Origin of the sequence: Providencia sp. JUb39 (genome assembly GCF_012272845.1) — a bacterium.
Classification (GTDB): Bacteria; Pseudomonadota; Gammaproteobacteria; order Enterobacterales; family Enterobacteriaceae; genus Providencia; species Providencia lanzhouensis.
In genome coordinates, this window is the sequence record NZ_JAAWXD020000001.1 from 69882 (window position 1) to 92662 (window position 22781).

The window sequence follows — 22781 nt, forward strand, 5'->3', positions numbered from 1 at the left end:
TGTAGAACATAAAAATGGAAAAGACATATAAAGGTATTATTTTAGCAGGTGGCTCAGGAACTCGTTTATATCCAGTAACGATGGCAGTAAGTAAACAATTGTTACCGGTTTATGATAAACCAATGATTTATTATCCATTAAGCACACTAATGTTAGCTGGCATTCGAGATATATTAATTATTAGTACGCCGCTAGATACACCTCGCTTTCAACAGTTATTAGGTGATGGCAGTCAATGGGGATTGAATTTAAAGTATAAAGTACAAGAAAGTCCTGATGGACTTGCACAAGCTTTTATTATTGGTGAAGAGTTTATTGGTGATGATAATTGTGCCCTCATTCTTGGTGACAATATTTTCTACGGGCATGATTTACAAAATCAACTAGAAAAAGCAACTAAGAAAGAATCGGGCGCCACTGTTTTTGCTTACCATGTAAATGACCCAGAACGTTATGGTGTTGTTGAATTTGATCATACTGGTACCGCTATCTCATTAGAAGAAAAACCTAAAAAACCTAAAAGTAATTATGCGGTTACTGGCCTATATTTTTACGATAACAGCGTCATTCAGCTTGCAAAAAACCTTAAGCCATCAGAACGTGGTGAGTTAGAAATCACTGATATTAACCGTCTTTATCTTGAACAAGGCAACTTATCAGTCGCAATAATGGGTCGCGGTTATGCATGGTTAGATACAGGCACACACCAAAGCTTAATTGATGCAGGCAATTTTATCCAAACATTAGAAGAACGCCAGGGTTTAAAAGTTGCTTGCCCTGAGGAAATTGCTTACAGAAAAAATTTTATTACAACTGATGATGTTAAAAAGCTGGCAAAGCCCTTATCCAAAAATTCATACGGTCAATATTTACTTAAGATGGTAAAAAACAAATGAAAATTATTACAACAGAGATTCCAGATGTTTTAATTATTGAGCCTAGAGTTTTTGAGGATGAACGAGGTTTTTTCTTTGAAAGTTTTAATCAAAAACAATTCGATGAAGCTGTAGGCTATCCTGTAAACTTTGTACAAGATAATCACTCAAAATCAGTAAAAGGTGTGCTCAGAGGATTACATTATCAAGAAGAACCTTATTCCCAAGGAAAATTAGTAAGATGTATTGTTGGCGAAGTATTTGATGTCGCCGTTGATATTCGAAAGAATTCAACGACATTTGGTAAATGGGTAGGAGTTAATCTATCATCAGAAAATAAGCGTCAGCTATGGATTCCCGAAGGATTTGCTCATGGTTTTTTAGTATTAAGCGAAAAGGCTGAATTTGCTTATAAAACAACGAATTATTATAATATAGAGTCTGAGAAAGGCATAATTTGGAACGACAGCTTTCTAAATATTTTGTGGCCTACAACAACTAAAATTAGCTTATCTAAAAAAGACTTGAATTCTCCCAACTTAACTCACGACAATAAAAATCAATGAAAAATAAAAACATATTATTATCAACAATTTACAAAGCTGATAACTATGGTGCATTATTCCAAGCATATTCCTTAAATTACTTTTTGCAGCAAAAACATCAGAATAGTGTATTCATTTTAAATAGCAGTCCAAAAAAAATCTCACGACAATTTACAGCATTAAGAACATACTCCTTTAAAGCATTTCTCAAGGATTTATGTAGATATCATCCTAGAAAACAAATGATAAATAAGTTTAAGGATTTTATAACCGAAAATTTTAATGAAGTCACACTAAAAGAAACCTCAGATTTAAAAATTGACCTTTGCGTCACAGGTAGTGATCAAGTTTGGAACCCAAATATTATTTCATTCAATAATCAACTACTTGGCGATTATTTCTTTGAAAACATTAATGCAAAAAAAATAGCATTCTCTGCTAGCCTTGGATCATATAGATATAATGATGAACAACTATCTAGATTTAATAAATTAATAGACAGTTATTCATGTATAACAGTGCGAGAACAAGATACTGCAACATATTTGAGTGAGGTTACATCTCATGATGTATTTAATACATTAGATCCAACACTCATACAACCAGAAGGCTTTTGGAATAAGCTTACTACGGATAGTTTTATTAAGAAAGATTATATACTTGTATATTATAACAATAAAACAAAAGATTTAACAGAAACAGTAAACCAAATAAAAAACAAGTTAAATTTACCCGTAATCGTTATAAATAATTGGTACAATAGTGAAATAAATTCAGATAAATATATACGAAATGCAGGTCCGATCGATTTCTTAAATGCATTCAAAAATGCCAAATACATTATTACAAATACATTTCATGGCGTGTGTTTTTCTATTAATTTTAAGAAAGAGTTTCTTTATATAGATAATGGAATTCATTCAAATAGAATGACTAGCCTATTATCCAAAGTAGATGGCTTGCATAAAATCATTACAAAAAATAATGAAGCATGTATAAATAACCTAACGAAATCTATTTCCTATGAAAAATTAGAAAATGAAAAGAACTTATCTACAAGAATCCTAATGGAACATTTATAATGGAAGAAAATAAAAATTTAGCGAAAATGCTTGAGCGAGAAAGAATTCCATATAGGAAAAATTTAAACTTAAAAAATATTACATACTCAAGCACTGGAAATAATGTAGATTATTATATTCAACCAATATCTAAACAGCAATTAGTTTTATTGATACAGGAATTAAATAAACTAAAAATCAAGTTTTTAATTTGTGGAGGAACTACAAATTTACTATTTTTAGATTTTATTGACTACGGATGTATTGTTAATACCTCTCTATTAAGTGATTTCAGTATCGATGAAAGCGGTATTACCGTATCTTCAGGTGTAGAATTATCTAAATTTGTTAGGCTCTGCCTTATACATGGTTGTATTGGATTTGAAGGATTAGAGGGTATTCCAGGAAGTATTGGAGGAGCTGTATTTCAAAATGCAGGAGCATATGGTTATTTAATATCTGATCTTATAGTAAGAGTTCGCTGTTGTGATTATAACGGAAATCTTTTTACTCTCACAAAAGAGAATTGTGATTTCAAAAAGAGGAGCTCAATCTTTCAAAGTAAAGACTATATTATCTTAGATATTGAATTTAAAATAAAAAAAGGAGATATTCATCAAGCAGAAAAAAAAATAGAAATGTTTCATATTGCTCGCCATAGCTATCAAGAATGGGTATACCCTAATCTCGGAAGCGTGTTTGTAACTGATACTAATGTTTATGACTCATTTAGTAAAAAAAATATCTTATATAAAATAATTTTATTTATGATAAAACTTATATCTAATAACCCAATATATAAAAGATGGTTTAGAAAATCACCATCAAACAAGTTAAAAAACTTAGCAACTCAAAAGTTAATAACAGACAAAATCTCACCACACATTTATTCGCATAAATCGATAAATACCTTTACTAATAGAAACAATAAGTCTATAGACATTGTAAAATATTATTTCGAAATGTTTTTACATCTTGGAGATGATGCTAAGTTAGAGAACGAGATAGTTTTTAGTTCTATATCTCGCATCATCAACAAACCAGACTACGATGAATTTAATTCAATTATATCTAAGAATGAAAAAATAAAAAATAAAATAAAATAAAATAAAATAAAATAAAATGGCTACATTACAAAAATACATATATATTCTATTATTAACATTGAGCTCAGCTGCATCAGTAGTAGGTATGATATCTTATATCTCATTAACTACTTTAATAATTTTACATTTTTTCCATTTTAAATCAAACAAACTTCGCCTCGGAAAATTTTTAATTTTAATATCTTATTTTTTAATTTTATTAACAATAGCCGTTATTAATAAAGAGGATAGGTATTTAGATTTAGACTTATCCGTCATTAATATATTTTTACAATTAATGTTTTTAATTACCCTACCTAAAAGCCATATAGTTTTTGATTCAGTAAAACTATCTTTGCTTATTCAATTACTACTTAGTTTTTTATTATGCTTATATGGGCTATTTTTTCATGATTATTCTATGTTTGTAGACAGCAAATATACCAAAGGTTATGATGGTCTACTTATTCCAACCGGAATATATAGTACACCACAAGCTCTTGCATCCGTAGGATTAATTGTATTTTTCTTTAATAAAGAAAAAATAAAAAAATACATAGGGGTTTTAGCGATTTTATCGTCACTGAATCGAACATCTTATTCTACTTTTCTGATCACAATTTTCTTGAAATCCAATAAGAAACTCATTCTTTTATCTTTTTTATCATTTCTACTTGTTTTTCTATATATATATAATTTAAGTGACTACATAAACCTAAGGACTATTATTAGTCGTTTAAACCTACTTTTTGGAGCATACTCTCAAATAAATACAGATAGTTTAATAACTATTCTTTTTGGTTCTTGGAACAAGATTGAGTTTTATCTTCCTATGTATAATATATATAAAAATTATATAGAAAATGGATATCTATTTATATTCTATCATTTTGGTGTTATAGGCTTACTAGTATATATTTTTTATGGTATCCCATTACTATTAAGTTTAATGAAAGCAAAAAAAAATGAAATCACTTTTTTATTTTTTTCTTACTATTTCATTAACCCTATAATGACACATGAGTATTTGATAACATCATTTTACCAGATACTCTTTGTTTTCTATTTTTATAGTCACAATCGCAATGAAGAAAATAAATAATCTTTTATCTCTAGCTTACTCAGTATTAGGAACTATATCTGTTTACTCCCTGTCTTTTATCCTCGCAAATCAATCCAAATATTTATTCGGTGAGTTTTCTAGTTTCATTTTTTTATTAAATATTTTTATTTCAAGTGCAGGAGTTGGTATTGACATTCAAACAGCTAGGCTGTTTGTGAAGGGGGAAATGTCAAAAATAGGTGTTTTCCTATTCGCTGGAACTATATTCAATGCTTTTCTAACAATATTATATATTATAATATCCATTGCATTAAATAAACTTTCTTATATTTATGCATTTCCTATCGTAGTCTTTCAGTTCTTTATTATTTACATTGTTGGTAGATTGCAAGTAGAAAAAAGATTTCTAGAAATGTCTCTCATTTTTAATAGTGTAAATATATTTAGACTAGTATTCTTATCAATAGCTCTTTATTACTATAGAACTGTGACTTTAAATGAGATCATTATCTCATTTTTAATCATACATCTTTTTTTTATGCTTTTTATATTTTTTAAATATAAAAACTATTTTGTATTTGGAAAAACACGCTCGATAAAAAACTTCTTACTTATGGTGGATAAGAACGCCTTCACATCTCTTAGTGTGGTAGCAATTGCTCCGTTTTTACATATGCTTATATACCAATCTGATATAATTATATTAAGCGCTAATTTCGATCCTACAACTATAGCAAGTTACTCTATTGTTATAACAATATTAACTGCCATTTATTACTTTCCATCACTAATCGCCAACCGTTATATTTTATCTCGCCTTTTAGCTATAGGATACAATGAAAAAAAGAAAGAGAACAAATCAATTTATATATATAACTCACTATGTGTTCTACTTATTATTTTTTTATTTTCAATCTCTGACTTCATATTTAAAACATTATTTTCAGGTAAATATAATGACTCAATATATATTTTTCAACTATTACTAATAGCATGTATTTTTAGATTATTCTCAATTCCTATAGCAACAACTTTAAATACAGAAAAGCTAGCTCCCAAAAAAATAGTCATTATGGCATGCGTTGCTTTTTTAAATATTACATTCAATATTATATATGTACCTAGATATGGAATTGACTTTTTAATAATATCAACTATCTCTACTGAAATTTTATTATTCTCATCTTACCTATATTTATTTAATAGAAAATGAAACATTATATTTTTATTCATCTTTACAATGACTATAGTGGTAGTCCTAGAGTATTAAAAGAACTTGTATCTACACTGCAAGAAGAGTCTAAAAACTCTAATTTCCATCTGATAACTAGCAATAGCAATGGAATTTTAAACAAGATTAATTGGAGTAGCGAGTGTCGATTTAAATATAAGCCTAAAGCTAACAAAGCACTTAAGCTTTTTGATTACTTGGTTTCTCAAATTAAAATTTTTTCTTATACTTTTCTGCTAATCACTAAGTTAAGAAAAAGAAACGATGGTGATATTACAGTTATTATAAATACAATGTTACCATTTGGTGCCAGTATCGCTGTTTACATATTAAAACATAAAAAAGTATTCCACTACATACATGAAACATATATTAAGCCTAATATTTTGAAACTATTCTTGAAGAAAATAATCAGTTTAACATCTGGAGAGATTATCTTTGTTTCAAAATATTTAATGTTTGAAAGTGAGTTTAAAAACAAGAAGCAACATGTAGTTTATAATCCAATATCACCTGAATTAGTTTCTATTGATATAGCTAATAAAAGTAAAAATTCAATTATAATGCTATCCTCCCTTGTAGATTATAAGCGTATAGATAGATTTATAATGCTTGCTAAATATTTCAATGAAAATAATTACTCATTCTATTTTACTCTTGTATTAAACTCTAATGAAAATGATTATAAAAAATTCATTGAAATGAAGAAAATATCCCTACCTGATAATATCAATACCTTTTTTAAGCCTGATAATATAATCAAGTTATATCAAAATAGTGGTTTTGTTATTAATCTTACAGACCATAAAAAATGTATTGAGACTTTCGGTCTAACTCTTGTTGAAGGTATGGCTAATGGCTGTATACCGATCGCTCCAAACTATGGTGGCCCCAAGGAGATAATTAGCCATGATTTTGGTTATCTTTTTAATGAATTCAGCTGCGAAGATATATTCAAATTTATTAAAAACATATTTGATAATGACAAATTTTCATTCTATTCTAAACAAGCTTCATTGCAAAGTAAAAAATTTAGTCTAGATATATATAGAAAGGAAATCCTTAAATCCTTAAATCCTTAAATCCTTAGGTTATTTCATGAGTACGAATAAAAAAGTAAGTATTATCGGAACCGTAGGGTTACCAGCTTGTTATGGTGGTTTTGAATCGCTAGTTCAAAATTTAGTAGATTATCAATCTAAGAATATTTCATATTCTATATATTGCTCATCTATGCATTACCCTGAAAAAAACAAGAAATATAAAAATGCAAGTTTAAATTATATACCTTTAAATGCCAATGGTATATCGAGTATTTTTTATGATGGTTTATCACTACTACATTCTTGGAAAAAAAAGAATGATGTGACTCTTATATTGGGAGTTTCTGGATGTATATTTCTTCCATTATTTAAACTTATTTCAAAGTCAAAAATAATAACCAATATTGATGGTCTGGAATGGAAAAGAAATAAATGGGGGAAATTTACTAAGTACTTTTTAAAGTTATCAGAAAGATTGGCAGTCAAATACTCTGACATTATTATATCTGATAATCAAGCTATTGCAGATTACGTAAAAAATGAATATAGCATACAATCTAAAGTAATTGCATATGGGGGTGACCACGTTCTCACCTCTACTATTAATAATAATCACTCTACTAATGATAATACTTTAAATAATGAAGACTACTATCTTTCTATCTGCCGTATAGAACCTGAAAATAATATATCTTTAATATTGGATGCTTTCTCTAAAAATAATAAAAAAATAAAATTCATAGGAAACTGGCAGAATTCCGAGTATGGCCGCAATCTTTATAATAAATATTCCCAACATGAAAATATAGAGTTAATTAGCCCAATATATGACTTGACCACTTTATTTAAATATAGAATAAATTGTAACGGTTATATACATGGCCATTCTGCAGGTGGTACAAACCCTTCACTAGTTGAGGCCATGCATATTGGCAAACCTATTTTAGCATTTGATTGTAATTTTAATAGATACTCAACAGATAATAAGGCATTATATTTTTCCGATTCAGAATCATTAAACAATATAATTAAGTTTACGTCCACTGAAGACTTCATTGTTAATTCAAAAGAAATGAAAAAAATTGCTTCCACTCAATATACATGGACAAAAATAGTCTCCCTATATGAGAATTTGTATTAATATCTATTTAATGAAATATAAATTATATGAACCTATTAAATTCATCCGTCCACTAAAAATGGATGAACTGTCTACTTCTAATGCCATCCATGATTTAAATCCATTCAAAACTGAGAGTAACATCATTCCGGCTAATCATATGATTCCAGAAACCATGAGCAGTTCTTGTGTATTAGTCACCGGCGGTCTTGGCTATATCGGCAGCCATACCTGCGTGCAAATGATCCAACAAGGTATTCAGCCGATTATTTTAGATAATCTTCATAATGCCAACCTTGAAGTGCTTAATCGCATTGAAACCATCACGGGAACTAAACCGACGTTTTATCAAGGTGATGTGCGCGACAAAAGCATTTTGGACACCATTTTTGCTCAGCATTCCATTAGTTCAGTAATCCACTTCGCGGGGTTAAAAGCGGTAGGTGAATCTGTTGAAAAACCGATTGAATACTATGATGTGAATGTAAATGGTACCTTAGTTTTAGTGCAAAGCATGCGTCAGGCTGGTGTTAAAAGCTTAATTTTTAGCTCCTCTGCGACTGTGTATGGCGAACCTGAACATACCCCGTTAACTGAAGAATCCTCTGTCGGAAATACCAATAGCCCATATGGTACGAGTAAATATATGGTTGAGCGTATTTTAACTGACCTCAGTATCTCAGATAACGAATGGTCAATTTCCTTACTACGCTACTTCAACCCAGTTGGTGCGCATAATTCTGGCTTGATGGGTGAAGACCCTAATGGGATCCCAAATAACCTGACCCCATTTATTGCGCAAGTAGCTGTCGGTCGCCGTAAAGAACTTGCTGTATTCGGCGGGGATTATGCCACCAAAGACGGCACTGGCGTTCGCGATTATATCCATGTGATGGATTTAGCTGATGGACATATTGCTGCGTTAAATCATATGAATAAAGACTCAGGGCTTTATATCTATAATCTGGGTACAGGTACCGGAACCAGCGTGCTGGAAGTGATCGTTGCTTTTGAAAAAGCCGTTGGCAAGCCAATCCCTTATAAGATTGCTGAACGTCGTGCAGGAGATATTGCTGAATATTGGTCAACTCCAGCAAAAGCAGAGCGCGAGCTTGGTTGGAAAGCCAAATATAACATTCAGGATATGGCTGATGATGTATGGCGCTGGCAATCTATGAACCCCAACGGCTATCAAAGCTAAATCATCCTTGATATAGCATCAATTAGGCGAGCTACCGGCTCGCCTTTTTATTTTTTACCTCCTCAAACTCTATTCTCACCACACTATTAACCTACCCACTCCCTAGTTCGTTTCTGGTCTATTTCTCAAACCACCCCTCATTCACAAAACATCCACCTCATCAATATCATTTTTTGTTTTATTATATTTTTATATAACATCGATTTTTGGATGAATTATTTGGTTTTTTATTTAAAACTGAACTATTATCCCGAGTTAACTTTGTGTCGTGTAACTTCGATTGCTAAAAATTACCATTATCCATCCTGATTAGGGCTATTATCATGTTCAGTAAATTTCTCATGGCTATCACAATGAGCATCCTAATTTCTGGGTGTCATCTCGTCCCGGGAACCTATATTTCCACATCAGGAAAAAGGACTATTGATACTGGTAAGCAAGATATCAACCAACTTGTGGATATTTACCCTATCTCCCCTAAGCTCCTAAGCGAAATGCAAATTACCCCTGTGATTGCCAAATCTAATCCTCAGCTTGAAGAGCAGCTAGCAAGTTATGACTATCGTGTTGGCGTGGGGGATGTGCTGGCAATTACCGTATGGAATCACCCTGAGCTCACTATCCCCGCAGGCTCCTATCGCAGCGCTGCGGATTCAGGAAACTGGGTTCACGCGGATGGCACCATTTATTATCCCTATATTGGAAAAGTCTCCGTTCTTGGTAAAACAATCAGTGAAATCAGGAAATTAGTCAGCACCCGACTAGCAGCTTACCTTGAAGCACCACAAATCGATATCAACATTGCAGCCTTTCGTTCGCAAAAAATTTATGTGTCTGGCGAAGTGACTAAGCCGGGTTCCTTGCCCATCACCAATGTCCCTCTTACTATTTTGGAAGCCTTTAATACCGCAGGTGGGTTAACCGAAAAAGCGGACTGGGACAATGTGATCCTCACCCGTGGGGGAAAAGAGATAAAAATCTCGCTGCAATCGTTAGTCCAATACGGTGATTTAACCCAAAACTACTTAATGCTATCCGGCGATGTTCTCTATGTTCCCCGTAATGATGCGCAAAAGGTCTTTGTGATGGGAGAAGTGGGGAAACCGTCAACACTGACCATCGACCGAGCAGGCATGAGCATCACTGAAGCACTAAGTAAAGCCAATGGGCTCAACCAAACAACCGCGAGTGCAACAGGGATTTTTGTCATCCGGTCGATGCATAAACCCGCACCAATAGCAGGTTCTGAAGACGAAAACCCTCTTTCTAAAATGGCAGAAATTTATCAACTCGACCTCTCTGATGCGACGTCACTCGTAATGGGAACTGAATTTAAATTACAACCTTATGACCTAGTTTATGTAACAGCGGCGCCCGTTGTTCGGTGGAACCGTTTAATCACCCAATTACTGCCAACCATCGCCTCATACAACCAGCTTGCCGAAGGAACTAAGCGTATTTATGCATGGTAATTTTATTTTTAATCAAATGCTTATGTTAAATAACATTCTTATCGTGTGCATGGGGAACATTTGCCGGTCACCCACTGCGGAGCGTTTAATGCAGGGGCTTTTCCCCCAAAAAAAGATCCACTCCGCAGGCCTGATTGCGCGGGAAAATCAACCTGCTGATGCTCAAGCTCGCCATATAGCAAAAAACCATCACATTTCTTTGGAGGAGAATCGTTCTCGTCGTTTGACCGGGCATTTATGCCAGATGGCGGATTTGATCCTCGTAATGGAAAACACTCATACCCAAAAACTTTATCGGCAATTTCCGCAAACCCGAGGCAAAGTCATGTTATTCGGTGAATGGCTGGATAAAACCGAAATCCCAGATCCTTATAAACATAGCGAGGAGATGTTTGTGCATGTTTATCAGCTTATGGAAAAAGCAGCCGAGTCGTGGCAAGGAAAGATTTAGACTCTATTTAAACTTATTTGAAAACTAATCCTATGAACCCATTATCCATATGAACAATACAGAAAAAAAACATTCGCCGAACACCGATGAAATCGACTTACTCGCTATATTAAAAACACTGAAATCTAACACGCTAACGATAGCGACGTTTACTATTGCCGCCATTTTAAGTGCCGGAGTATATTGCTGGCTCGCTTCTCCTATTTACCAAGCGAATGCTACATTACAGTACGATAAAGTAAACCAAGCATCACTATTAGAAAAAATGAACGATGGAATGCTTTTTGGCGGCAATAACGGGCAAATCGATTCAGAAATTGAAGTCATTAAATCCAGAATGGTGTTAGGCAAAACGGTGTCAGATTTGAATCTAGATATTCAGATTTTGCCTTCAAAGTTATTCTCCAGATTTCTAAGTAGTACTCCCGTTGTTCATATTGCAGAGTATCAACTACCCCTAGATTTAATCGGTCAACCAGCTACTTTAACCTTTTTAGATAATTGCCAATATACGTTGGACCTTACGGACCAAACTTATCATGGGCAAATTGGCATCCCTTTAAAGCAAGGTGAAATTCACTTATTGATTGATTCATGTACCGCTCAAGGTGGGGAAAAACTGACCTTAATAAAAAATGATCGTTATTCTGCTATCGAAAATTTACGACGCCGTCTCAGTATGAATGAAGCCAGTAAAGGCTCTGGTATCATTAACTTAACAATTAAAGGGACAAATCAGCGAGAAAATATCGAGATTTTAGATAATGTGATTCAAAATTATATTAATCAAAATAGAGAACATAGGAAGCTAGCTACAAACAACACGTTGATTTTTCTAGATAACTACATACCAAAAATAAAAAATAAGCTCGACCATTATGAGAATCAGTTAAATACGTTTCGTAAACAAAATGAGTCCATTGACCTAACGCTAGAGGCCAAATCCGCGCTTGAGAGTGCATTGCATGTAGAAGAAAGGCTAAATGAGCTTACTTTTAAAGAAGTGGAGCTTCAACAACGATATACCCGCAGCCACCCGGCTTATCAAGCCTTACTTGATACACGCCAAAAGTTGCTACTCGAGAAAGAAAAAGCCAGCAAAAACATTCAACAGCTACCAAACACCCAGCAGCAAATTATTCGTTTAACTCGTGATGTTGAATCCGAGCAAGCTATTTATAATCAGTTGGTGACCAAGCAACGCGAACTCAGTGTGCTGAATTCAGGGATCACTGCCGATGTGCGAATTATTGACTCTGCGGAGTCTTACCCCATGGCCATCGCTCCCAAGAAAAGCTTAATCATGGTTTTGGCCTCTTTATTGGGTCTCGTGATGGGCTGCGCCTTTGTGATCGGAAAAGAGATTCTCAATAATAAAATTAAGAACACGGAAGAACTCGAGGCGCTAGGCCTTCGTGTTTATGCCACCGTTCCATTCTCGTTGGATGAAAAAAAATCACGGTATCGCGAAAGTAAAAAGCCCCTATCCATTGAAAATCCAGCAGATATGGCAATAGAATCCATTCGTTCATTAAGAACAAGTGTCTATTTCTCTGTGATGAATCAAGACAATAATATTGTAATGGTGACAAGTGCATCCCCAAATGTAGGAAAAAGTTTTATTACTGCGAATATGGCTGTCGTCCTCGCCAATGCAGGTAAAAAAATTCTGCTTATTGATACTGATTTACGCAAAGGACATATTCATAAAACATTTGGGTTAGAAAATAAATCTGGGCTTTCAGAATTCTTATCTCAACACGGCGAGGATTCCATCTCAAAACATCAACAAGTTATTGAGAATTTGGACATTATCAGTCGAGGAAAAAGCACCACGCACTCTTCAGAACTGCTTATGAGCGAGCAATTTAAGCATTTATTGGACTCAGTTAAACATCAATATGATATGGTTTTGTTGGACACTGCGCCCATTTTTGCGATTACAGATCCCGCTATCATCGGAAAATATGCCGGCACATCACTCTTAGTGGCCTATTATGGCGTGAATACCGTTAAAGAAATTGAACGCGCACTTAAACATTTCAAGCAAAATAATATTGAAATTACTGGCACCATTCTTAATGGCATTGATGAAAAATCTGACGATTATCATTATGTCTACCAGTATTAATCGAATGGCGAGCCACCCGCTCGCCTTTCACTCTCATACCTACACAACTAATGCATCTTTCCAAATTTGCGCGTAAACTCTGCATCATCTTTTTTCATCCCGACCAATAGCCGTTAACGTTATGCCACATATTGTTTTATTCGAACCTGAAATCCCACCAAATACTGGGAATATCATCCGCTTATGCGCCAATACAGGCTTTAGTCTGCACCTGATCCATCCCCTCGGTTTTACTTGGGATGACAAACGCTTACGCCGTGCAGGGCTAGATTACAGCGAATTTGCGGATATCAAACATCATCATGACTATTACGCATTCTTAGAAAGTGAAGGGTTAAATCCTGATAATAATCAGTCGCCAACAGGTGCTCGTGTATTTGCGTTGACCACCAAAGGCAAGCCGAGCCACAGCAATGTGAGCTATCGGGAAGATGATTATTTGATGTTTGGACCAGAAACTCGCGGTCTACCGCCTTATGTTCTCGACAATATGCCAATCGAGCAGAAAATTCGTATCCCGATGCTGGCAGAAAGCCGCAGTATGAATCTTTCTAACTCGGTCGCCGTTGTAGTTTTCGAAACTTGGCGCCAGCTTGGGTATCTGGGTGCACTGCTGAAAGATTAGTTTAGTTTGCTTATGCCGCTGGCTTGATTTAGAACAAATCTTGAACATCATTTAAGTTGCTGCTAGACTTGTACAATAAATAGTACAATACAGGTATCGTACAATGAAAACCATTTCCTTTAGTGATGCTAGAAGCAATTTGAAAGCAGTGCTTGATAGAGTTGTTGATGATATGGATACGACGATTATAACCCGCCGTGATTCTGAAGCGGCTGTAGTTATGTCCTTGGAATACTACAATAGTTTAATGGAAACTATTTATTTATTGCGCTCTCCTGCAAATGCAGAGCATCTCAACAAATCCATCGAGCAATTTAAATCAGGTAAGATTTCAGAGAGAAAGCTAATCAATGAGTAGACTTCTAACATGGACGGATCAAGCTTGGGAAGATTATCTATACTGGCAAAGCCAAGATAAAAAGACATTAAAGCGGATCAATAAACTCATTGAAGACATAAAAAGAACGCCATTCAGCGGTATAGGTAAACCAGAGCCACTAAAAGAAAACTTAGCTGGCTTCTGGTCTCGTAGAATAGATGAAACGAATAGGCTAGTTTATGCAATCGAAAATACCGCACTAGTCATCATTGCCTGTCGCTATCATTACTAACTTTATTTAAATCCCATCCCCGCCTTCAAAACCATCAACGTTACCATTAAAGTTTTGATCCATCTCCAACGATGGCTTATCGCTTGTTGGCTTACCGACAATACGCGCAGGAACTCCCGCCACGGTGGTATGAGGAGGAACAGGGTGCAGCACTACAGAGCCAGCACCGATTTTTGCGCCGCGACCAATTTCAATATTGCCCAGAATTTTAGCGCCAGCGCCAATCATCACCCCTTCACGTACTTTAGGATGACGGTCGCCACAGGTTTTACCGGTACCGCCTAGCGTAACAGACTGAAGAATAGACACATCATTTTCGACAATCGCCGTCTCACCAATCACGATCCCCGTCGCGTGGTCGAGCATGATCCCACAGCCAATACGGGCAGCTGGATGGATATCGACCCCAAAAGAGACCGAAATTTGGTTTTGCAGATAAACGGCCAACGCTTTACGCCCTTCACCCCATAACCAATGCCCAATACGATAGGCTTGTAGGGCGTGAAAACCTTTCAAATACAGCAGTGGCGTGGAATATTTATCAACCGCAGGGTCACGTAAACGGACAGCAGAAAGATCCATCGCCGCAGAAAAAATCATCTGCTCGTCATTACGATATGCCTCTTCCACAATTTCGCGGACTTCCATTGCGGGCATAATCGGTGAACTCAGCTTGTTCGCCAACATATAGCTAAGCGCACTACCGAGGTTGTCATGCTTCAGTAATGTCGCGTTAAAAAAACTGGCAAGTAAAGGCTCACAGTCAGCAAGCGCCTTGGCTTCTTCCTTAATGTAACCCCAAATTCTATCCAGTTCTTCACGCGACATAATGGCTCTCTTCTATATTATTATTAGCTTGGTAATTTAGGCATGTCTGCAATTTCATCTTTAGTTGCACGCCCAAGCAATGCTTGAGAGGCTTCTAACACATTTTTATTGCAGTAGAGAATTTGATAAATCTGTTCCGTGATTGGCATTTCAACACCAGCACGCTCCGCAAGGGCTTTCACCTCTTTGGTATTACGATAGCCTTCAACCACTTGCCCAATCTCTTTTTCTGCCTCTTCCACACTGACACCATTACCTAGCATCATGCCGAAACGGCGGTTACGAGATTGGTTGTCAGTGCAGGTTAACACTAGGTCGCCAAGTCCTGCCATACCCATAAATGTGGATGGGTCAGCGCCCAGTGATACACCTAAGCGGCTCATTTCAGCTAAGCCTCGCGTGATCAATGCCGTACGTGCGTTTGCACCAAAGCCCATACCATCGGAGATCCCTGCACCAATCGCAATGACGTTTTTCACTGCGCCACCAAGTTGCACACCAATCATGTCAGGGTTTTTATAGACGCGGAAACTTTTACCGCAATGGAATAATTTTTGTAAATCATCACCAAATTGGCTATCGGATGCGGCGACTGAAATAGCCGTAGGGAGACCAGCTGCAAGCTCTTTGGCGAAGGTAGGTCCAGAAAGCACCGCCAGAGGAATTTCGTTTCCTAATACCTCACGCGCTACATCTTGCAACAAACGCCCGGTATCTCTCTCTAACCCTTTGGTTGCCCAAATAATGTGGGAGCCCGCTTTTAGATACGGTTTGATTTGCTTGAGCACATCACCAAATACATGGCTAGGTACCACAATCAAGATATTCAGGCTCGCTTCAACGGCGCTTTTTAAGTCCGTTTCGAGAGATAAACTATCAGGGAAAGAAACACCAGGTAAAAACGCTTGGTTGCTACGTTCTTGGTTTAATTTACGGATGTGTGCTGGGTCATGCCCCCACAACACCACCTGATGACCATTACGTGCAAGAGTAATGGCTAAAGCGGTGCCGTACGAGCCGGCACCGATCACTGTCATTGAAGCAGTATTCATTAAGCGACCTTATTGAACTTCAGGGTTCTGCGCTTGTTCACCTTGTTGCTGCTGTAAGTAATTCATGAACAGTGCATCAAAGTTAACTGGCGCTAAGTTCAATTGTGGGAAAGTACCACGACCCACCATGTTCGTGATAGTTTCACGCGCATATGGGAACAGGATATTTGGGCAGTATGCACCTAAGCAATGTGCCATTTGAGTGCCTTCGATGCCATCAATGGAGAACACACCCGCTTGTTGAACTTCACACAGAAATGCAGTTTCTTCGCCCAGAGTTGCGGTAGTTGTCACACGCAGAACAACCTCATACACGCCTTCAGCTAGCTGAGTTGAAGAAGTATCTAAATCTAATTTGATCTCTGGCTGCCACTCTTTTTGAAAGATTTGAGGTGCATTAGGTGCTTCAAATGAAACGTCTTTTGCGTAGATACGTTGAATTTGAAATACCATTTCTGAGTTGTTTTGTTCTGACATAATAATTACCTTACTTCCATATTAGAGTTTCGAGATATATTCAGTTGCCGGCACATTTTACAGTGCCGGATAATTACTTCTTACCACGAGCCAGTGGTAGGTTTTCACCCGCCCAACCAGCGATCCCTTCTTTCAGGACAAAGACTTTTTCAAAGCCATGATGAGCAAGCTGTTCAGCAGGTTTAGTTGCTTCCATTCCACTAGCAGAAACCATAATCACAGATTTCTGTTTATGTTTTTCCAGCTCACCCAAATTATTATCTTTAATTTCAGATGGTGTTAAGTTAATAGAATCAATAATATGCCCTTTGCGGAACTCTTCTCGAGTACGTAAGTCCACAACAACTGCTTCTTCTTTATTGATCATTGTAATCGCTTGAGTGCGCGCAATGACTTTAGTTTTAGAGAATAGGCTTCTGAAGGTCATCACGACCACGGCAACAAATAACACTATCCAAGTCAGACTAACAAACGTGTTACGACCGACAAATTGCATGATTTCTTGGATCATGGGGGGCAATTACTCCCGTTAGTTAAAAACGAATATCAAAGGGTTCAGAGTATACCTTTGTGCTGAGCTAATTACAGCCAGTTAGCGCAAACTAGAATGTCTTTTTTGCGAAAACACTCGCAGAGTTAACACCTTTTTACTGAAAAAAGAATTTTTTTCTCAAAGCTGTACGCAGGCATTTTAACATAAACATGCTCAGACTAGACTTTGACGCTAAATTAATTCCCATCTAAATAGAGTATAAACAGTAAAATTCAGTGATAATACGCCTATAATTTGACTTAGCATCAAATGGCATAATAGCAATATTCTTAATTTTTAAGCGTTTTTGTGACTATTTTTAAGAGAACACTGGAAAGCACGACTTGCAGATGAAATAATCAGATATTGCATTTAATTGAGGTGATCTATCACAATGGCCCATACATCCCATCGAATAAAGACGTTTTTTGTTCGTCAGGCAATGATCCCCGCCCTGCTTGGTTTGGGGTTATTCACTTTGGCGCCTTCTCACGTCGCGCTCGCGAATCAGATCACCGAAAATAAAGGTCAATTAAATGACCTGCTAAAAAGCATTGCTGAAAAAGAAAAAAGCGTTAAAGAACAGCAAACTAAAAAAAGTAATCTCCTTCAGCAACTTAAAGAGCAAGAACAAAGTATTTCAGCAGCAAGCCGTGATTTACACCTAACACAAAACCAATTAAAACAGCTAGATAAAGAAATATCCGCCTTATCTAGCAATATCAGTCGGCTGCAAAAGAAAAAAAATGAGCAAGAAAAACTACTTGCTGAGCAGTTAGATGCTGCATTCCGACTTGGTAAACACCAAGGTTTATCACTACTCTTAAAGGGTGAAGAAGGTCAACGGGAAGAGCGAATTCTTGCGTATTATGGTTACCTCAACCAAGCTCGTGAAAAAAATATTCTTGATCTAGAAGAAACCACCAAAGAGCTGCACGAACAGAAACAATTAGAGCAAAAAAAGCAAGCTGAGCAGAAAACAACGCTCACACGCCAGCAGCAAGAAAAACAAAAGCTCGATAATGCGCAAGCTTCACGGCAAAAAACCTTAACCGTATTAGAAAGCTCATTAAAAGAAGATCAAAAAAATCTCGCGGTCTTAAAGCAGAACGAAGCCAGACTACGCGACAAAATTGCTAAAGCAGAACGCGAAGCCAAAGCACGCGCTGAGCGTGAAGCTCGTGAAGCCGCGCGAATTCGTGCTCAAGTGGCTGAAAAGGAAAGAAAAGCCAAACAGAAAGGCGCCACGTATAAGCCATCTGAAAGTGAGCAATCACTTATGTCTCGAACAGGCGGTTTAGGTCGTCCTGCTGGTCAAGCTATCTGGCCGGTACGCGGTTCCACCCTACATAATTATGGGGATGTGATCTCCAGCGAATTACGTTGGAAAGGTATGGTGATCGCCGCAAATGAAGGCACCCAAGTTAAGGCTATTGCGGATGGTCGTGTACTACTCGCTGACTGGCTTCAAGGTTATGGTTTGGTTGTTGTCGTTGAGCATGGTAAAGGGGATATGAGCCTATATGGCTATAACCAAAGTGCGCTGGTAAATGTGGGACAAGAAGTCCGCGCAGGTCAGCCAATTGCGTTAGTGGGAAGTAGTGGCGGTCAAGAACGCCCTGCACTTTACTTTGAAATTCGCCGACAAGGTAAAACCGTCAACCCTCGCCCATGGCTAGGAAGGTAGCACAACCACCTTTCACATTACCTATAAAATGCTAGGCTATAAAAAGTTAGGAAAATAATTATGTTAAGACACTCGCCGATGAAATTACTGATTAGCCTGCTCCTTATCATGATCAGCTCTCAGGCGAGTGCCGCCAAACTCGCTATTGTCATCGATGATTTCGGTTACCGAGCCAAAGAAGATAATCAAATCCTAGCGTTACCGGCCGCCATCAGTATTGCTATTTTACCTAACTCACCTCATGGTGCTGAAGTCGCGGCAACCGCCTATCAGCAAGGGCGGGATATTTTAATCCATATGCCCATGAAACCATTGAGTAAACAATCTCTCGAAAAAGACACTTTGGCACCCTCGATGAGTGCTGAAGAGGTTGACCGCATCATCAAAAATGCCATTAGCCGAGTTCCTCACGCTAAAGGAATGAATAACCATATGGGCAGCGAGATGACCTCCAGCCTTTCTGGGATGCGCAATGTGATGCGCTCGCTGTCGCAATCGAACCTCTTTTTCTTGGATAGCGTCACGATTGGTAATACGCAAGCATTGAATGCTGCTAAAGAATTTGGCGTTCCCTCTACGAAGCGCAATATTTTTATTGATAATCACCAATCTGAAGAAGAAACCCGTACACAGTTGAATAAAGCCATTGCTTACGCGCGTAAACATGGCAGCGCGGTGGCTATTGGGCACCCGCATCCATCAACCGTGCGCGCCTTACAAAAATTTATTCCACTGGTTCCCTCTGATATTGAGCTTGTGCCTGTCAGTTCACTGGTCGGCTATCAGCCAGCAACTGGCGAACCACGTAAAACGCTCAGAATGCAACCTGAAGGCGTTAATCCAACTCTGCCAGTGACAAAGCCAGAGACAAAAATGCCATTCAAACCAGAGGCAAAACCTCATGAAGCGGCTAAAACAACGGTAGATTCTGATGATGCTACACCAACTCTTGCGGAGCCAGAACTGACCAACGATGCTGCGGAGCAACCTGAAAAATCAGTCAGTCCCGCAGAGTTAGGTGTATGCGATATCGAACTCCCATCAACCCGCCTGCAAGGTATTGAGCTACTCATGTTTGTGGTCGAAGCCATTTATCAAGATAAAACCCTACAGCCTCTGATTGCAGAAAAGAAAATGCCATAACGGATAAGACTAAAAATAAAAAAGGGTTTAAAGGCGCTTGCCAATAAACCCTTTAAATCTAATAATTAATTCTGCATTAATCCCAATTCAAAATCACTTTTCCTGATTGCCCTGAGCACATCACATCAAAGCCTTTTTGGAAGTCATCAATAGAAAACTCATGAGTAATGATTGGTGATAAATCGAGACCTGATTGCACTAGTGTCGCCATCTTATACCAAGTCTCAAACATTTCACGCCCATAAATTCCCTTGATAAACAGACCTTTAAATATAACTTGGCTCCAGTCCGTTGCCATCGATGCAGGAGGAATACCTAATAGCGCAATTCTGCCACCATGATTCATGGTATCTAGCATAGTTTGGAAAGCAGCGGGCGCCCCTGAAACTTCTAGCGCCACATCAAAGCCTTCTTTCATCCCCAGTTCATTCATGACGTCTTTAAGATTTTCACGGCTCACATTCACCGCGCGGGAGACACCCATTTTTTTCGCTAATTCAAGGCGATAATCATTCACATCAGTGATCACCACATGGCGAGCACCAACATGTCGGCAAACTGCTGCCGCCATAATACCAATAGGACCTGCGCCCGAAACCAGCACATCTTCCCCCACTAAATCAAACGATAGTGCCGTATGTACCGCATTACCAAATGGGTCAAAAATTGCTGCAATTTCATCGGGAATATTGTCTGGAATTTTAAAGGCGTTAAACGCTGGGATCACCAAATACTCAGCAAAACATCCTGGGCGATTTACACCGACGCCAATGGTATTACGGCATAAGTGGGTACGCCCACCTCGGCAATTACGGCAATGACCGCAGGTAATATGCCCTTCGCCAGAAACACGGTCACCAATTTTAAACCCTTTAACTTCCTGCCCAATCTCAACAATTTCCCCTATATATTCATGACCCACCACCATCGGAACTGGAATCGTTTTTTGCGACCATTCATCCCAGTTGTAGATATGAACATCCGTACCGCAAATGGCGGTTTTACGGATTTTAATCATCACATCATTGTGCCCCAGTTCCGGTTTCGGAACGTCTGTCATCCATATACCTGGTTCTGCTTTTAATTTGGACAGTGCTTTCATAGGCGACCTTTTATTTATGATTACATTAATTTCATGACCACTTTAATTTCACGACTGCATTAATTTCATAAGAAAATCAAATTTATAACTAAATTAGTTGAAGCTTTTTCCCAATACGGGTGAATGCATCAACAGCGTGTAAAATATCCTCCTCGCTGTGTGCAGCGGACATTTGCGTGCGAATTCGCGCTTGTCCTTGCGGAACTACCGGATAGAAAAATCCAGTGACATAAATACCCTCTTTTAATAGTTCTGAAGCAAATTGCTGAGCAATTTTGGCATCACCCAACATCACAGGAATGATGGCATGATCGGCGCCTGCTAATGTAAATCCTGCAGCCGTCATTTTTTCTCTAAATAACACCGCATTACGCCACAATTTCTCACGGCGCTCTTGCCCTTCGGTCATCATATCGATCACCTTAATGGACGCAGCAACAATAGCGGGTGCCAAAGAGTTAGAGAATAAATACGGACGAGAGCGTTGACGTAACCACTCGACAACCTCTTTTTTGGCGGCAGTATAACCACCCGATGCACCACCTAATGCTTTTCCGAGTGTGCCAGTAATGATGTCAACTCGCCCCATCACTTTACAATACTCGTGGCTACCACGACCGTTTTCACCAACAAAACCAACAGCATGAGAGTCATCTACCATGACCAATGCGTTATATTCATCCGCAAGGTCACAGACAGTTTTCAGGTCAGCAATCACACCATCCATCGAGAAAACACCGTCAGTCGCAATCAGAATATGACGCGCACCCGCAGCTTTCGCTTCTTCAAGGCGCTGTTTTAATTCCGTCATATTGTTATTGCTGTAGCGATATCGCTGGGCTTTACACAGGCGAACACCGTCAATAATGGAAGCATGGTTTAACGCATCAGAAATAATGGCGTCTTCTGGTCCCAGTAGCGTTTCGAAAAGCCCGCCATTGGCATCAAAACAAGAGGAATAAAGGATCGCATCTTCCATTCCAAGGAAATCCGCGATTTTCTTTTCAAGAACTTTATGGCTGTCTTGAGTACCGCAAATAAAGCGAACCGATGCCATACCAAAGCCATGGCTATCCATACCCTGTTTTGCCGCTTCAATCAGCGCGGGATGATTGGCTAAGCCTAAATAGTTATTTGCACAGAAGTTAATAACGCGCTGTCCACCCTGGATTTCAATATCCGCGTCTTGAGAGGTCGTAATAATGCGCTCATGTTTAAACAAGCCTTCAGCTTCTATTTGCACCAATTGTTGTTTAATCTGCTGGTAAAATTGTTCTGACATGATTTGTTCCTGTAAAGAAGTTGTTTACAGAGTTTAATAATAGTCACTAGAACTAGCGATATCTGGTGAGCAAATAAGTTAAGTTTGTAGGCAAGATCACGATAATGCCCTTTAAAGAGGTATGACAACTAGGACAATTATCTGGTCGATATACTGTTGTCTGC

At 37.7% G+C, this 22781-nt stretch carries 23 protein-coding genes; 17 read left to right on the forward strand and 6 right to left on the reverse strand.

The window, feature by feature from the left end:
• Positions 1-14: 14 nt before the first annotated feature.
• The 15 genes from rfbA to HFU86_RS00350 all read left to right on the forward strand — a co-directional run bounded on the left by rfbA (position 15) and on the right by HFU86_RS00350 (position 14514).
• Positions 15-896 carry a glucose-1-phosphate thymidylyltransferase RfbA gene (gene rfbA / locus HFU86_RS00280; RefSeq protein ID WP_187128478.1) on the forward strand — a complete coding sequence of 294 codons (882 nt, stop codon included), beginning with the start codon at positions 15-17 and terminating at the stop codon, positions 894-896.
• Entirely contained in the window at positions 893-1441 is a 549-nt protein-coding gene (gene rfbC, locus HFU86_RS00285; protein WP_187128479.1) for a dTDP-4-dehydrorhamnose 3,5-epimerase, read from the forward strand. Before rfbA ends, rfbC begins: the two co-directional genes overlap by 4 nt.
• On the forward strand, positions 1438-2502 hold the full coding sequence (locus HFU86_RS00290) for a polysaccharide pyruvyl transferase family protein (RefSeq protein ID WP_187128480.1): 1065 nt from the start codon (positions 1438-1440) through the stop codon (positions 2500-2502). The genes rfbC and HFU86_RS00290 overlap by 4 nt, the downstream gene beginning before the upstream one ends.
• Positions 2502-3587, forward strand: coding sequence for a UDP-N-acetylmuramate dehydrogenase (locus tag HFU86_RS00295; RefSeq protein ID WP_187128481.1), 1086 nt, complete (start codon positions 2502-2504; stop codon positions 3585-3587). Before HFU86_RS00290 ends, HFU86_RS00295 begins: the two co-directional genes overlap by 1 nt.
• Positions 3588-3603: 16 nt before the next feature.
• Entirely contained in the window at positions 3604-4668 is a 1065-nt protein-coding gene (locus HFU86_RS00300; protein ID WP_187128482.1) for a hypothetical protein, read from the forward strand.
• Positions 4652-5842, forward strand: coding sequence for a hypothetical protein (locus tag HFU86_RS00305; protein WP_187128483.1), 1191 nt, complete (start codon positions 4652-4654; stop codon positions 5840-5842). The genes HFU86_RS00300 and HFU86_RS00305 overlap by 17 nt, the downstream gene beginning before the upstream one ends.
• Positions 5839-6942 carry a glycosyltransferase family 4 protein gene (locus HFU86_RS00310; RefSeq protein WP_187128484.1) on the forward strand — a complete coding sequence of 368 codons (1104 nt, stop codon included), beginning with the start codon at positions 5839-5841 and terminating at the stop codon, positions 6940-6942. Before HFU86_RS00305 ends, HFU86_RS00310 begins: the two co-directional genes overlap by 4 nt.
• Positions 6943-6958: 16 nt before the next feature.
• Positions 6959-8044 (forward strand): DUF1972 domain-containing protein, encoded by a 1086-nt coding sequence (locus HFU86_RS00315; protein ID WP_187128485.1) that lies wholly within the window; start codon positions 6959-6961, stop codon positions 8042-8044.
• 154 nt (positions 8045-8198) lie between these two features.
• A complete protein-coding gene (gene galE / locus HFU86_RS00320; RefSeq protein WP_187129799.1) occupies positions 8199-9224 on the forward strand; it encodes a UDP-glucose 4-epimerase GalE in 1026 nt (341 codons plus the stop codon).
• A gap of 353 nt (positions 9225-9577) precedes the next feature.
• On the forward strand, positions 9578-10696 hold the full coding sequence (locus HFU86_RS00325) for a polysaccharide export protein (protein ID WP_442959151.1): 1119 nt from the start codon (positions 9578-9580) through the stop codon (positions 10694-10696).
• 22 nt (positions 10697-10718) lie between these two features.
• Positions 10719-11147, forward strand: coding sequence for a low molecular weight protein-tyrosine-phosphatase (locus tag HFU86_RS00330; protein WP_187129801.1), 429 nt, complete (start codon positions 10719-10721; stop codon positions 11145-11147).
• A 49-nt stretch (positions 11148-11196) separates the two neighbouring features.
• Positions 11197-13278, forward strand: a complete 2082-nt coding sequence (locus tag HFU86_RS00335; protein ID WP_187128486.1) for a polysaccharide biosynthesis tyrosine autokinase — start codon at positions 11197-11199, stop codon at positions 13276-13278.
• A gap of 121 nt (positions 13279-13399) precedes the next feature.
• A complete protein-coding gene (gene trmL, locus HFU86_RS00340) occupies positions 13400-13903 on the forward strand; it encodes a tRNA (uridine(34)/cytosine(34)/5-carboxymethylaminomethyluridine(34)-2'-O)-methyltransferase TrmL (protein WP_187128487.1) in 504 nt (167 codons plus the stop codon).
• A gap of 103 nt (positions 13904-14006) precedes the next feature.
• Complete coding sequence (locus tag HFU86_RS00345) at positions 14007-14261, forward strand: type II toxin-antitoxin system Phd/YefM family antitoxin (protein ID WP_187128488.1); 255 nt, start codon at positions 14007-14009, stop codon at positions 14259-14261.
• The gene (locus tag HFU86_RS00350) at positions 14254-14514 is read left to right on the forward strand and encodes a Txe/YoeB family addiction module toxin (protein ID WP_187128489.1); all 261 of its coding nucleotides are present in this window, start codon (positions 14254-14256) and stop codon (positions 14512-14514) included. The genes HFU86_RS00345 and HFU86_RS00350 overlap by 8 nt, the downstream gene beginning before the upstream one ends.
• Positions 14515-14520: 6 nt before the next feature.
• Here the strand turns inward: HFU86_RS00350 and cysE are convergent, their stop codons facing one another.
• From cysE to HFU86_RS00370, 4 genes are all read right to left on the reverse strand, one after another.
• Entirely contained in the window at positions 14521-15342 is an 822-nt protein-coding gene (gene cysE, locus HFU86_RS00355; protein ID WP_036950776.1) for a serine O-acetyltransferase, read from the reverse strand.
• Positions 15343-15365: 23 nt separating this feature from the next.
• Positions 15366-16394 (reverse strand): NAD(P)H-dependent glycerol-3-phosphate dehydrogenase, encoded by a 1029-nt coding sequence (gene gpsA, locus HFU86_RS00360; protein ID WP_187128490.1) that lies wholly within the window; start codon positions 16392-16394, stop codon positions 15366-15368.
• Positions 16395-16403: 9 nt separating this feature from the next.
• The gene (secB, locus tag HFU86_RS00365; protein WP_006660561.1) at positions 16404-16871 is read right to left on the reverse strand and encodes a protein-export chaperone SecB; all 468 of its coding nucleotides are present in this window, start codon (positions 16869-16871) and stop codon (positions 16404-16406) included.
• A 73-nt stretch (positions 16872-16944) separates the two neighbouring features.
• On the reverse strand, positions 16945-17379 hold the full coding sequence (locus HFU86_RS00370) for a rhodanese-like domain-containing protein (RefSeq protein ID WP_230085095.1): 435 nt from the start codon (positions 17377-17379) through the stop codon (positions 16945-16947).
• Between the two features lie 418 nt (positions 17380-17797).
• Here HFU86_RS00370 and envC point away from each other — a divergent pair, with 418 nt between their 5' ends.
• Both envC and HFU86_RS00380 read left to right on the forward strand, forming a co-directional pair.
• Positions 17798-19090, forward strand: coding sequence for a murein hydrolase activator EnvC (gene envC, locus HFU86_RS00375; RefSeq protein WP_036950769.1), 1293 nt, complete (start codon positions 17798-17800; stop codon positions 19088-19090).
• 60 nt (positions 19091-19150) lie between these two features.
• Positions 19151-20233, forward strand: a complete 1083-nt coding sequence (locus tag HFU86_RS00380) for a divergent polysaccharide deacetylase family protein (RefSeq protein ID WP_187128491.1) — start codon at positions 19151-19153, stop codon at positions 20231-20233.
• Positions 20234-20309: 76 nt separating this feature from the next.
• Here HFU86_RS00380 and tdh read toward each other — a convergent pair whose 3' ends face one another.
• Both tdh and HFU86_RS00390 read right to left on the reverse strand, forming a co-directional pair.
• Positions 20310-21335 (reverse strand): L-threonine 3-dehydrogenase, encoded by a 1026-nt coding sequence (gene tdh / locus HFU86_RS00385; RefSeq protein ID WP_154599578.1) that lies wholly within the window; start codon positions 21333-21335, stop codon positions 20310-20312.
• A gap of 88 nt (positions 21336-21423) precedes the next feature.
• Positions 21424-22617 carry a glycine C-acetyltransferase gene (locus tag HFU86_RS00390; RefSeq protein WP_036950763.1) on the reverse strand — a complete coding sequence of 398 codons (1194 nt, stop codon included), beginning with the start codon at positions 22615-22617 and terminating at the stop codon, positions 21424-21426.
• Positions 22618-22781 lie beyond the last annotated feature (164 nt).